The following is a 12,897-nucleotide window of genomic DNA, read 5'->3' on the forward strand; positions in this document are numbered from 1 at the left end:
TCAAATTTCTGTGTCGTTTACAGAGCTCAGACACTGACCGTCAGTAATACGTACGAAGCAGATCTCGGCCTGCGCCGAGATGACGGTTACGGAAACTTACCGAAAACACTCTCAGGTTTGATCAAGTGCTCTAGACTAGCTTGCTAGATCAAACGATGGCTAATCCATATAGAGCATTGTTGTTACACACAGAAGGCACAAAAAAAGCGCCATAAAGGCGCTTTTTTCGATAATTCAGTTGCTTACTTCTTGCTAAGTGCACCGAAACGCTTCTTGAAGCGATCCACACGACCACCAGTATCAACGTTACGTTGCTTACCAGTGTAGAAAGGGTGACAAGAAGAACATACGTCTAGGTTGATGTCTTTACCTAGCGTAGAGCGAACTTTAATTACGTTACCGCATGAACATGTCGCTGTAACTTCTTCGTACTTAGGATGAATATCTTGTTTCATTAGGGTTACCTCACATTAAGGCCGCATCGCTAACCAACCCGCAGTTGACCACCATACGTTACAAAAAATTTGGCTACTCAGAATCACAACGACTGAGCTTGCCGTAAAGAGCGGCGCATATTAATGTACCGCCTTTGTGCAATCAAGTATTTTTCCGCAAAATCGCTGCTTTTTTGTGCGGTTTGCGGATGTGGAGTCCTTTTTGTCGGTAATTAGTGTCGCGCTTCCCGTACCGATGCGGCGTACATTTGACTATTTAGCAACTGAAATCTCACCAGGCTGTCGCGTGGCGGTGGAGTTCGGCCGTCGTCAGTTAGTCGGCGTGGTGATGGCCAATAAAGCCGCCAGTGATTATCCCATTGAGAAACTCAAGCCAATCCACACGCAACTTGATAATAAACCCGTTCTAACAACCACTATGCTTGAGCTGGCTAAATGGTTAGCCGATTATCAGCACCACGCCATTGGCGATGTGGTGCAAACCTTGTTGCCTGCTGCGTTGCGCAAAGCGAATCCGCTACAGCAAGCAACTCTCGACTATTACGAATTGACGGAACTTGGTGAAACTCAGCTAGCTGAACCGATGCGCGCAAAACAGCAACAGGCGTTACTCTCTATGCTATCCAATGGTCAACAGCTGCACAGCGAGGTACGACAAAGCTTCAGTGCTGCGGTAATCCGAACCTGCGAGGCAAAAAGCTGGATTAACACAATCAGTCAGCCGGTAAAGCCCGATCTAAAGTGGTGGCACAAGTTAGCGGTTGCCACCAAACCTACACCGAATGCTGAACAAGCCCTCGCTATTGCCGCGATTAATGCCAAGGATAAGCAATTTGCACCGTTCTTGATTGAAGGGGTAACGGGCAGCGGCAAAACTGAAGTGTACTTACAGGTCATAGAGCCAGTGCTACAACAGGGCCGTCAAGTGTTGGTGTTAGTACCAGAAATAGGTTTAACACCGCAAACCGTCGCGCGTTTTGAGCGCCGCTTTGGCATTGCGATTGGTGTATTGCACTCTGGTCTAAATGACAATGAACGCTTAGCCGTATGGCAGCAAGCGCGAGAAGGTAGTATTGGGCTAGTAATTGGCACGCGTTCGGCGGTATTCACACCGTTTGCGGACCTGGGCATGATTATCGTCGACGAAGAACACGACGAATCGTATAAACAACAAGATGGTATGCGCTATCATGCGCGAGATGTGGCGGTTTTGCGCGCGCAGCGGTGTCAATGCGCGCTGGTCCTCGGCAGTGCCACACCATCGCTCGAATCATTGAACAATGCGCTGGTACATAAATACCAGCTACTCCAACTTCACCGGCGAACGGGGAGTGCAGAGTTAGCCAGTCAAAACGTATTGGATATGCGTGGCCAACAGTTACAAGCGGGTATTGCACACCCTTTGCTAGAGAAAATGCATACTCACTTGAGTGCTGGTGGGCAAGTGATGGTGTTCGTTAATCGGCGTGGTTACGCACCAGCGCTGGTTTGCCACCAATGCGGTCATGTGGAGCAATGTCAGCGCTGTGATATCCCTTACACTGTACACAAGAAGTTGGCCAAACTGCAGTGTCACCGCTGCGATGATGTACAGGCCATTCCAACGACATGCAATCAATGCGGCAGTCGTGATTTGATGTCACAGGGTGTCGGTACAGAGCAGTTGGAACAGTTTTTTAACCAAGCGTTTTTAAAGCACTCATGTGTACGCATAGACAGCGACAGTGTGCGCGGCAAAGATAAACTAGCCAAGTTAATCGATGCCATTAATCAAAATCAGCATCAAATATTGATCGGCACGCAAATACTCTCCAAAGGCCATCATTTTCCATTAGTTTCGTTGGTGGTAGTGCTCGACGTTGACGGTGCTTTATTCAGTCCAGATCTGCGCGCCACAGAAAAATTAGCCCAGTTATTAACTCAAGTATCAGGACGTGCTGGACGTGAAAATCGCAACGGCGAGATGTGGCTACAAACCCATTATCCCGACCACCCTCTATTGCAGGATTTGATTAACAATGGCTATGCTCACTTTGCCCGCCAAGCTCTGGCTGAACGTCGAGCGGCAGTGGCACCGCCTTTTGCCCATCAAACGGTTTTTAGAGCGGAGGCCAATGACATTGCTTTGGTTGAGCGCTTCTTAAGCGATGTTCGTGATGTCCTGGCGCGGCAAAGCTCACTGACCTTGATGGGTCCCGTGCCAGCAATTATGTTTAAGCGCGCTGGGCGTTTTCGCATGTTATTGATCGTTCAGGCCGCAGCACGCCCGTTGGTACATAAATCCATTGCTTCTCAGCTGAGTTTTATTGAGTCAATGCCGAGTGCGAATAAGGTGCGCTGGGCAATTGATGTTGCTCCTACCGATCTGAGCTAAAAAAATCGCAATTCTCGAAGCTTTTTTGTCGATGACCAAGTACACTGAACGGCCCGGTAAGTAAGTTGTTTTTTGCCAATGACACAAAGAGATTACGTAAAGCGCGGTCGCGCTACAAAACAAACTAAAAAAGTTGAGAAACCTGCATTCCCATGGGTAAACGTAACCGTCGCGTTGTTGATTATCGTCGGCTTTATCTTTTTGTTGTGGAAAATTAAAGACAACGCACCAGATCCTGAAGTCGCTGAAGACTTACCTGAAGTAGTAGCCACTGAACCAGAAAAAGAATTACCAGAGCTTCCTGAAGAAGAGTGGGAATTTATTCGAACCTTGCCCGGTTATGAAGTCGAAATCGAACAAACCGAAGAGGTTCAATCAACACGACGATACATTATGCAATGTGGTAGTTTCCGCAGTGAAGAGCAAGCTGAAGAAATGCGTGCCCAGATTGCTATGACCGGCTTGGAGTCAGTGGTACGTCCAAGCGAAGGAAGCAATGGCCGTTGGTATCGGGTGATGTTAGGTCCTTACGATAGTAAACGGGCCGCTGAACGCAACCGCCATACCATTCGCGATGTGGGTATTCGCACATGCCAGATTTGGTATTGGAATCAGTAGTTATCATTGAAAACTTGAAAAGCGTTTGATGAGCCCCACCTTAGCTTCATAATCGATGCTAAGGAAAACGCATGACTACTATAGTTTCAGTACGACGTGATAACCACGTTGTCATTGCCGGCGATGGCCAAGTATCGCTGGGCAACACCGTAATGAAGGGTAATGCCCGTAAAGTGCGCCGCCTATATAACGACAAAGTCCTAGCGGGCTTTGCAGGTGGCACTGCAGATGCTTTCACCTTGTTCGAACGTTTTGAAAGCAAGCTAGAAATTCACCAAGGGCATTTAACCCGTGCAGCCGTTGAGCTGGCTAAAGATTGGCGCACTGATCGCGCCTTGCGTCGACTCGAGGCGCTGCTTGCCGTGGCCGACCATACCGCATCTTTAATCATCACCGGCAATGGTGACGTGGTTCAGCCAGAAGATGATCTCATCGCGATTGGTTCTGGAGGTCCGTTTGCTCAGGCTGCTGCGACTGCTCTGCTCAACAATACTGAGCTAAGCGCGGTTGAAATTGCCCAAAAGAGCTTATCTATTGCTGGTGACATCTGTGTATTTACCAACCACAGCCAAACTGTCGAGACTTTGAGTTACTAAACTCAATTATCCAACACGAGAAGAATTGACTATGTCTGAAATGACACCCAGAGAAATTGTCCACGAATTAGATCGCCATATCATTGGCCAACAAGACGCTAAGCGCGCTGTATCAATTGCATTGCGTAATCGCTGGCGCCGCATGCAGCTCGACCCGGAGCTGCGTCAAGAAGTAACTCCGAAGAACATCCTTATGATTGGCCCAACGGGTGTGGGTAAAACCGAAATCGCGCGCCGTTTGGCAAAATTGGCAAATGCACCGTTTATTAAAGTTGAGGCGACAAAGTTCACTGAAGTGGGTTATGTCGGTAAAGAAGTAGAATCGATCATTCGTGACTTGGCGGATATCTCGGTGAAACTGACCAAAGAGCAGGAGATGGAGAAGGTTAAATTCCGCGCTGAAGAAGCGGCGGAAGAACGTATTCTCGACGCATTAATCCCGCCGCCAGAAAACGTATTTGGCGAAAAAGAAGAGGTCAATAATAAATCGACCCGCCAAGCATTCCGCAAGAAGCTGCGTGAAGGTCAGTTAGACGATAAAGAAATCGATATTGATGTGGCTTTACCCCAGGTTGGTGTCGAAATTATGGCTCCTCCAGGTATGGAAGAAATGACGAATCAGTTGCAGGGTATGTTCCAAAACTTGTCGGGTCAACAAAAGAAAAACAAGAAACTTAAGGTCAAAGAAGCCTTTAAGTTATTGGTTGAAGAAGAAGCTGCACGTTTAGTCAATCAAGAAGAGCTCAAAGAAAAAGCCCTGTTTAACGTTGAGCAAAACGGTATCGTTTTTATTGATGAGATTGACAAAATTTGTAAACGCGAAGGCACCGGCAGTGCCGATGTATCTCGCGAGGGTGTGCAACGTGATCTGTTACCACTCGTTGAAGGCTCAACGGTTTCAACCAAGCACGGCATGGTAAAAACCGACCACATATTGTTTGTTGCGTCTGGTGCTTTCCAAATGAGTAAACCGTCGGATTTAATCCCTGAGCTGCAAGGTCGTTTGCCCATTCGCGTTGAGCTATCGGCCCTTAAAGTGGAGGACTTCGTACGTATCTTGACCGAGCCTAGCGCTTCATTAACTGAGCAGTACATTGCCCTGATGAAAACCGAAGGCGTGGATGTTGAATTTGCTGAGTCAGGTATTCAGCGTATTGCTCATGCTGCATGGCAAGTGAATGAACGAACTGAAAATATCGGTGCTCGCCGCTTACATACAGTGCTAGAGCGCTTGATGGAAGATATCTCATTTGACGCCTCAGAGCGTTCAGGCGATAAAATAGTTATCGACGAAGAGTACGTTAACAATCACCTTGAAGCTCTTGTTGAAAACGAAGATCTGAGCCGCTTTATCCTCTAAAGCGGACTGTAGCTCTGACTGTATGGCTGCATCAGCAATTCGGTCAGAGCTTCACTGATTGGTAAACCCGTTTCCCGCTCAACGGCAAGAAACATCGGACTTGGGTTTGCTTCTAAAAAATAGTATCTGCCATCGGCGTCACAACGCCAATCAATGGCTGTCCACTGCATGCCTAAACCACGCATTATTCGGCGAGCGAGCTTTTGTACTGACTGAGGAATAGCGATCGCCGTCACTGTGCAATTGGGATCATTGCGATAATCGAGTTGATTGCTCAAAAACTCTACACTAAAGGTCTGGCTACCAACAACATAAGTGCGAATGTTTGTACCAGTGATACAGCGTTGCAATGTTATCGGTGCTCGGGCTAACGCAGTCCTAAGATGCTCCAGCGAGCGCTTTTCGGCACCTAACCATTGGGTATGTGAGCCACCGTGCACGGGTTTAAATATCACCTGTTGATGCTGGGAAAGAAACTGCTGCGCTAAGCGGACGCAATTGCCCACGTATGTTGCCGGAATTTTTGCACCTAATCGGTGTGCAAGATTTAACTGACGGGGCTTTACTTTGTGGCCTTCAATGGCGTTAATACCGTTGACCCAGTTGATGTGAGGCTCACTCAGTAAGGTTTTTATAGCGCTAATGCTGTCTTGTGTGGCAATCACATCGGTGGTGGTTAAGGCTGGGAAAAATCGCCAATAGACCGAGCATACATCGGCGAAACACACTTCGTCATCTCCCATCTTCAGCCAGCCCTCACTGCTAATGGGATCCCAGCTAATGGCATGACACATAGGAAATTGGCTGGCATCAAACACTGCGACTTTGCGGTTTCGTGCTAATAGACAGCGGCTTACGTGTTGAACATGCGGGTCATTGTCTTGACCAATGATTAAGCTAACAGCGCGTCGGTTTGTCATTGTAATTCCTTACTTTTGACGAGCTTGGCATTCATTACCAAGCTCTGATCTTAGCGGCTGTTTACAGTTTGCTAGTGGGTGGCACAAAGCCACCATCTTCACCTAGCGCTTGAGTGTAGAACACGGGTGGCCCCACGATTCGATCGTTGGTTTTAATCAGTGTTGCTTTACTGGTATCGGTATGAGTTAACTTGTCATCTTGTTGACCACCAACAACCTGTGAAGTTTGGTTGTCAGGCAGAGAATCAACGGCAGTACGTGCAAATGGATGTGGCATTGTAGGCTCCAATTATTTAGTCATGGAGGAAGGTTTGAGCTGAACACTACAACTAAAAAGCGCGTGTTTAGCCTCAACTTTTCCTTGGTTATCTCAACCTAAATTGAGGGTTCACACCTTGTGAACATCTATAGAATAACGTCTGAACTTATTAGAGCTACTGACTGCAAGGCGAGGACTAGGACAGGTATTACTGTCTTGGCTTATTGGGTAATTGTAGCGTTTTGGGTTGATCGGCTAACCCGGTTAGGTAACTGGCTTTTAAACCAGAAACTAAGGCGATAAACCACAGCGCATTGAAGACAGTAATTGCCAGCCACAAACTTGGCGTTTGGCCGGTGATAAAAAAGTACAGCAATAAACAGACACTTCCGCCTGCGAGGGTGAAAAATGTGTAGCTAAACAGCAATAATTTAAGGTGTTTTTGGTAATGAATGGGGTTAGGCATAAATATCCTTATTTAAGACTAAACACCCCTGCCTTTAATCCACTTATCTCAGGCACGGGTGTTTGTTGTCGGACTGCGCTAGAGCGCGGGTGTGGCGTCGTAGAGTGCCTTAAAATAGGCGGCCATCAAATTCGCTCGATTGCGAATATCCAGTTTTCGATAAATATTGGCGCAGTGAAATTTTACCGTTCGCTCACTGATAAACAATTCTCGGGCAATCAATTTATTGGGCAATCCCTCCATGATTTTCATTGCTACCTGAAGTTCTCTACGTGACAGCTTTTCGAGTTGTTGATGCATATTCATAGTTGTTTCCTTGGTCTTCTTCCGTTGAAGGTTAGTGGGAGTTACTGGTCAGGTCGTGCGCATCCACTGGATGCAGCACACCATCGACCAATTCGTAGATCCTGTCGGCGTTGCGTAGCGTGCTTAAACGGTGCGCAGCAATTATTCGAGTGATATTCAGACGATCTAAATTCGCTTGGATGTTGGCTTCATTAGCGCCATCCAAATGGCTAGTAGCTTCGTCTAAAAATAGAATTTTGGGTTCTCGATAGAGCGCGCGGGCTAGCACTAACCGCTGTTTTTGACCGCCGCTAAAGTTGCATCCCATATCGTTAATTAAGGTTTGGTACTGCATGGCGGTTGCTTCAATTTCATTGGCGATCCCAGCTGCTTGCGCGGCTAGTTTCACCGCTGCAAAATCAACCTTGTCTGCAAAACCAGCGATATTGTCGGCGATTGAACCGCTGAGCAGCCGATCATCTTGCATGACCGCACCAATCTGCTGGCGAAAATTACTCACATTTTGCGGTGCCTGGCCATCCATGCGCAAAAAGCCAGACGATAGCGGTATAAGGCCCATCATGCATTTCAATAACGTAGTTTTACCACAGCCACTGGCACCAATGATTGCGATTGTCTCACCTGCGTTTACATGCAGATTAATATTGTTGAGAATGAGTGGCTCTTGAGGCGCATAGCGGTAGCTCACATTTTCGAGGGTTATTTCGCCGGACAGCTCAACTAGACAGTTGCCAAGGTCTGTGGTTTTGAGCTGCGGATCCTGTTCCGTAAATACAATGTCGGCCAGCCGATCAAAATGTAGCCCTAACATTTTAAACTCAATCCATTGCGAGATCAGGCCATCCATGGCACCAACAAAGCGAGTCTTGTAGCTGATGAATGCGTAGACCATACCAATACTCAAGATGTTGTCCATCACCGCATGTGCGGCTAAGGAAATGAGCAAAATATTTTCCAAGCCAAACAGTAATTGATTCGCAGCGCCGAAGCCGATATTCCAGCGACTAATTTGAATTTGCTTATTCATTGAATCGGCTAGTCGATTCAGCCACTGCGACTGGCGTTGGCTTTCTTGACCAAACAACTTAATGGTTTGGGCACCGCGTAGAGACTCCATAAAATGACTACTTTCTCTAGCGCTGGCGGCAATGGCCTCTTCGTTGAGGCGCCGAATTGGACGAAACAGTAGCGCCCGTAACAATGCATATAAGCCGACCACACCCAACACCAAACTGGCCAGCATTGTATTGTAGGCATACATTACAACTAACGTGATGATGGCCATTAAGCCGTCTAAGAAAACTGCAATCATGCCAGTCGTAAGCATTTGTCGAATCGTTGTCAAGGAACCAAAGCGACTGACAATGTCACCAACGTGGCGTTTACTAAAATAATTTAGTGGTAGGCGAATGAGGTGATTAAACACGTTGCTGGCCATCTGCAAACTCAAGCTATTGGACACCTGCAGCGTGACTAACTGGCGCAATATGGACGTTCCCATCTCAATCAACAACAAGAGACTAAACCCTAAGGCTAAGACTACGAGCAAATGGGTATCACCGGTGGCAATCACTTCATCAACGACAATTTGCATATAAAACGGACTGAGCAGGGCGAACAACTGAAGCATCAATGACAAGCTAAAAATAATGACTAAACTACGCTTCAGGCCATGCAAATGACACCAGAAATGACTGAAGCGCAACTGGTTTTTATCAGCATGTGGGATGAATTGAGGTGTAGGTGACAGCTCAAGAGCAATACCGGTAAAACAGTTATCGACTTCTGGCCAGAATACTTTGCGCTCTCCCAGCGCCGGATCGAGTATCGTAATATGGTGTTTGTTAACCGCCGTTAAAACCACAAAATGCTTGAGTTCCCAATGTAGAATGCAAGGCGTTTCAAGCTGGCTAAGATCGTCCAAATCCAGTTTCAGTGCGCGTGACCCCAATTGCAACTGGGCGGCAATATCCATCACTTGCTTAAGAGTGGCGCCATGGGAAGAAATCGCAAAACGCTGACGCAAACGGGTTAGATCCGTTTCGTATTTGAAGTAGCAGGCAATCATCGCTAGGCACGCAAGTCCACATTCGGCCGCTTCTGTCTGCAAGATCAGTGGTACATGACGTCTGGTATTAAAGTGCAAACGGTCTTTAGCTAAGATATTTGTTGCAAAGCTCATTGCCATTCTCCTTGCAGACTGCGAATGGGGCCAATTAGCCACTCCCAAAGCGTACGGCTTTCAAGTTCAATGTCGGCGCTTAACGTCATGCCTGCATGCAGCGCAATTGGCTCATCGTTCAATTGCATCTTTGCCGTGGTTAATTCCGCAAATGCCAAATAAACCGACGCATTAACGGGTAACGGATTATCTAAAAGATCGGTCGGATTAATACTGGTTGCTGACAATGATTTCAGTTCGGCAAGATGCAAACCGTATTTCTCAAAAGGATAGGCATCGTATTTCAGTCGTATATTACTGCCGATTTTGAGCTGACCAGCAGCACCTACAGGAACCAACAAATGCGCTTCTAGTTTTGCATTGGCCGGCAGTAAGCTGAGTATTGATTGCATTGGTTCGATACTTTGTCCTTCGCGCACTAGTAGATTAGCAACGACACCATCGCTGGTTGCAACAACTTCAAACTGTTGTAGGCCAGACAGTTCTGCACGTTGCTGCCGCAACTCGCTTAACTGTTGGAGCAACAGGGTTATTTGTATTTGAGTGTGCAACGGGCTCTCGGCAATTTTATTGTTGATAGCTTCGATGTTATTTGCGTATTGACTGTATTCTCTCGCCATTGATTGGCGCCGAAATGTTAGCTGTAACTTTTGCTCAGTTAGTGACTCAATATCATTTTCAGCGATATGGCCTGAGCGGTGTGCCGTGCTGTATCGCTCGAGCCGATTGTTTAAAAGGGTGAGCTGGTTGTCCAAATTGTGTTGCTGTTGAACAATGCTGTATTGGGCTTGATGATGATGTTGTCTCTGGCGCTCTAGGGTCGCCATATGTGCCTGATCAAGCGCATGAGTAGCGGTAATTCGTTGTTCGATAGTGGCTAGTTGAATGTCGATTTCTGTGGCGAGAGTCGTCAGCATCGCCTGGTCGTAGCCGGTTTCACTGAATGGGCGGATAGTAGCAATAGCTTGACCGGCTACAACAAATTGACCTTCGGTCACATGCAGTGATTCAATCATGCCACGACGTTGCCCGGTGAATTGTTTAGCGATACCTGTGACTGGCATGAGCCAACCCTGAACGGTAACCTTCCGCGTGTATTCCTGAGTTATGAGCCAGACCGCGACAAGTGCGATCCACAGCAACAGCAGTGACCAACACAGGACCAAAGGCGGACTAACTCGGATCAAAACACTACCTTGCAAGCGTTGTTGCTGAAACTGCAATGACTGGCGGCGAAATAGTGTTATCTTGTCCTTCGATTTCGTCATATTGAATGCCTGCCTGTATTGATTACCTTAACAAGTGCAAGAGCTATCCTTCCTTGGATGTAGTGGCGAGCCCTGCCTGCTCTCGTGTTTCCTTCTTGCATCGCCAAACAAGGGTTTGTCTTCCATAACAATTGCTAGCTCCTTGACATCAATTCCCTGACATCTGTCTGCTATTCACGTTGTATGGCGATGCTCATCATGCCGCTGATCCACGTCCATCGAAACTACCTTGGCATGTGCACAGCACTCCTTGCTGGCTGTGTCAGATTAGCCTTAACTCGATTGATAACCTATGGGCAAATAGACCAACTGTGATAGGGCTTCAATGAGGTGTGAATATGTCTCATATGTGGCATCAATGTCCTATCTGTAAGAGGGGAGTTATTGGTTTTAATCAGGCCTTTGGGCACTGAAGTGGGTCACAGTCGGGCAATCAAACAGGATTGTGCTATACCTTAAAAACACTAATAAGAGGCCACCCTATGTTTATTCCCAGCATCTTACTCAAACAGTTGTACACCCACGGCAGCCTAACCAAAACCGATACGGGCATTAGTTTTATGCTTAAAAACCGTCTTAAAGACGCGAAGGTTAATGAGCTTCATTGGATTAGTATTGATGGCGAGAAGGTCGCTGAAGATAAGATTAAAATTCAAACCGGACCTAACGACGTGAAAACCTTACAAGAGTTAAATAGTGGACCGGATGTCGCATTTGACCTGAAGCAGACTTATACCATTTTTGTTGAATTTGCTGCCGAAGTGAGTCATGAAAAACGCAAGATCGGTATATCTTTTAAGGCCAGTCCGTTCGGTAAGCTAAAATTCGAAGTAGAAGACGTCGTCTCTGCGGGTGATAAAAAACCGTCACATATTCCGCGCGATCCACATGATGATTATGGCGAGGCGATGATCAAAGCTCGCCAAGAATATTTTGCTCAGCGAACAGGCGGTGCAATTAATCACGTGGGGAATTATTCAGTTGACCCCAATTCATTGAAAGGTAACGTCGAGCATTTTATTGGTGTGGCTCAGGTACCAATTGGGATAGCTGGTCCATTGACTATTGATGGTGAATACGCAAAAGGTGATTTCGTAGTACCTTTAGCGACGACCGAGGGAACATTAGTTGCCTCATACAATCGCGGTATGAAACTGCTCAATTTGAGCGGTGGAGTGCGCACTACAGTGGTGGATGATGCGATGCAACGCGCTCCAGTGTTTGTTTTCAAGGATGCGCGCGGGGCACGCGATTTTGCCAAATGGCTAGATGAAAACATTCAAACCGTACGTCAAGAAGCAGAGGCGACCTCGAGTGTTGCTAAGCTAACCTATATTGATACTTACTTGTCGAACAAATTTGCATTTTGTCGATTTAACTATCAAACCGGTGACGCAGCAGGGCAAAACATGGTTGGACGAGCTACTTTTGCAGCGTGTGGCTGGATCCTTGATCACTATGACGGAGTCGAAAATTTTTACCTCGAGAGTAATTTCGCAACAGACAAAAAAGCCTCGCAAATCAACATTATGCGTACTCGTGGCAAGCGCATTACTGCAGAGGCTACGATTAAACGTGAGCACCTGCTCAATGTTATGCGTGTCGATCCAAAACAAATCGATTATCACGGGCGTGTTGCGGGAATCGGTTCTTTTTTATCTGGCGTAAACAACACCGGGTTACACTCTCCGAATGGTATTACCGCAATGTTTATTGCCACTGGCCAAGATGTGGCAAACGTCTCAGAATCGTCGGCGGGTATTTTATACTCGGAGTTAACCGATGATGGTGATTTGTATCTATCACTTACTATTCCTTCGCTAATCGTTGCTACTTACGGTGGCGGCACAGGAATTGGCACGCAAAAAGAATGCTTGGAGTTGCTTGATTGTTATGGCCGCGACCGGTGTAAGAAGTTTGCCGAAATTGTCGGAGCCGTTGCTCTGGCTGGAGAAATTTCACTGGCGTCAGCGATATCCTCTCAGGATTGGGTATCTTCGCACGAACAATATGGACGCAATCGATAGACGCCGTCACGTCGAGAAAGCGAAAACAAAAAAGCCCGCAAATGCGGGCTTTTTAAACGTCAAACT

At 47.0% G+C, this 12,897-nt stretch carries 12 protein-coding genes; 5 read left to right on the forward strand and 7 right to left on the reverse strand.

Features of this window, described 5'->3' with window-relative positions; translation table 11 throughout:
- Positions 1 to 242: 242 nt before the first annotated feature.
- Positions 243 to 455, reverse strand: coding sequence for a 50S ribosomal protein L31 (gene rpmE, locus QTP81_RS12000; RefSeq protein ID WP_289365760.1), 213 nt, complete (start codon positions 453 to 455; stop codon positions 243 to 245).
- Positions 456 to 657: 202 nt separating this feature from the next.
- Between rpmE and priA the strand changes: the two genes are divergently transcribed.
- From priA to hslU, 4 genes are all read left to right on the forward strand, one after another.
- Positions 658 to 2,829 (forward strand): primosomal protein N', encoded by a 2,172-nt coding sequence (priA, locus tag QTP81_RS12005; protein ID WP_289365761.1) that lies wholly within the window; start codon positions 658 to 660, stop codon positions 2,827 to 2,829.
- Between the two features lie 78 nt (positions 2,830 to 2,907).
- Complete coding sequence (locus tag QTP81_RS12010; protein WP_289365762.1) at positions 2,908 to 3,447, forward strand: SPOR domain-containing protein; 540 nt, start codon at positions 2,908 to 2,910, stop codon at positions 3,445 to 3,447.
- Between the two features lie 71 nt (positions 3,448 to 3,518).
- Positions 3,519 to 4,043, forward strand: coding sequence for an ATP-dependent protease subunit HslV (hslV, locus tag QTP81_RS12015; RefSeq protein ID WP_289365763.1), 525 nt, complete (start codon positions 3,519 to 3,521; stop codon positions 4,041 to 4,043).
- Between the two features lie 31 nt (positions 4,044 to 4,074).
- The gene (hslU, locus tag QTP81_RS12020) at positions 4,075 to 5,403 is read left to right on the forward strand and encodes an ATP-dependent protease ATPase subunit HslU (protein ID WP_289365764.1); all 1,329 of its coding nucleotides are present in this window, start codon (positions 4,075 to 4,077) and stop codon (positions 5,401 to 5,403) included.
- Here the strand turns inward: hslU and QTP81_RS12025 are convergent.
- From QTP81_RS12025 to QTP81_RS12050, 6 genes are all read right to left on the reverse strand, one after another.
- Positions 5,400 to 6,323, reverse strand: a complete 924-nt coding sequence (locus tag QTP81_RS12025; RefSeq protein WP_289365765.1) for an ATP-grasp domain-containing protein — start codon at positions 6,321 to 6,323, stop codon at positions 5,400 to 5,402. The genes hslU and QTP81_RS12025 overlap by 4 nt on opposite strands.
- A 61-nt stretch (positions 6,324 to 6,384) precedes the next feature.
- Positions 6,385 to 6,600 carry a hypothetical protein gene (locus QTP81_RS12030; protein ID WP_289365766.1) on the reverse strand — a complete coding sequence of 72 codons (216 nt, stop codon included), beginning with the start codon at positions 6,598 to 6,600 and terminating at the stop codon, positions 6,385 to 6,387.
- A gap of 190 nt (positions 6,601 to 6,790) precedes the next feature.
- Positions 6,791 to 7,048: a hypothetical protein gene (locus QTP81_RS12035; protein ID WP_289365767.1), complete on the reverse strand. Its 258-nt coding sequence runs from the start codon at positions 7,046 to 7,048 to the stop codon at positions 6,791 to 6,793.
- A 78-nt stretch (positions 7,049 to 7,126) separates the two neighbouring features.
- Positions 7,127 to 7,354, reverse strand: coding sequence for a helix-turn-helix domain-containing protein (locus tag QTP81_RS12040; RefSeq protein ID WP_289365768.1), 228 nt, complete (start codon positions 7,352 to 7,354; stop codon positions 7,127 to 7,129).
- Positions 7,355 to 7,385: 31 nt separating this feature from the next.
- Entirely contained in the window at positions 7,386 to 9,536 is a 2,151-nt protein-coding gene (locus QTP81_RS12045) for a peptidase domain-containing ABC transporter (RefSeq protein WP_289365769.1), read from the reverse strand.
- Entirely contained in the window at positions 9,533 to 10,804 is a 1,272-nt protein-coding gene (locus QTP81_RS12050; RefSeq protein WP_289365770.1) for an HlyD family secretion protein, read from the reverse strand. Before QTP81_RS12050 ends, QTP81_RS12045 begins: the two co-directional genes overlap by 4 nt.
- Before the next feature lie 482 nt (positions 10,805 to 11,286).
- Between QTP81_RS12050 and QTP81_RS12055 the strand changes: the two genes are divergently transcribed.
- Complete coding sequence (locus QTP81_RS12055) at positions 11,287 to 12,831, forward strand: hydroxymethylglutaryl-CoA reductase (protein WP_289365771.1); 1,545 nt, start codon at positions 11,287 to 11,289, stop codon at positions 12,829 to 12,831.
- The last annotated feature ends 66 nt before the right edge of the window (positions 12,832 to 12,897 follow it).

The sequence above is a fragment of the Neoalteromonas arenosi genome (assembly GCF_030362855.1).
In the GTDB taxonomy this organism is placed as follows: Bacteria; Pseudomonadota; Gammaproteobacteria; order Enterobacterales; family Alteromonadaceae; genus Alteromonas_E; species Alteromonas_E arenosi.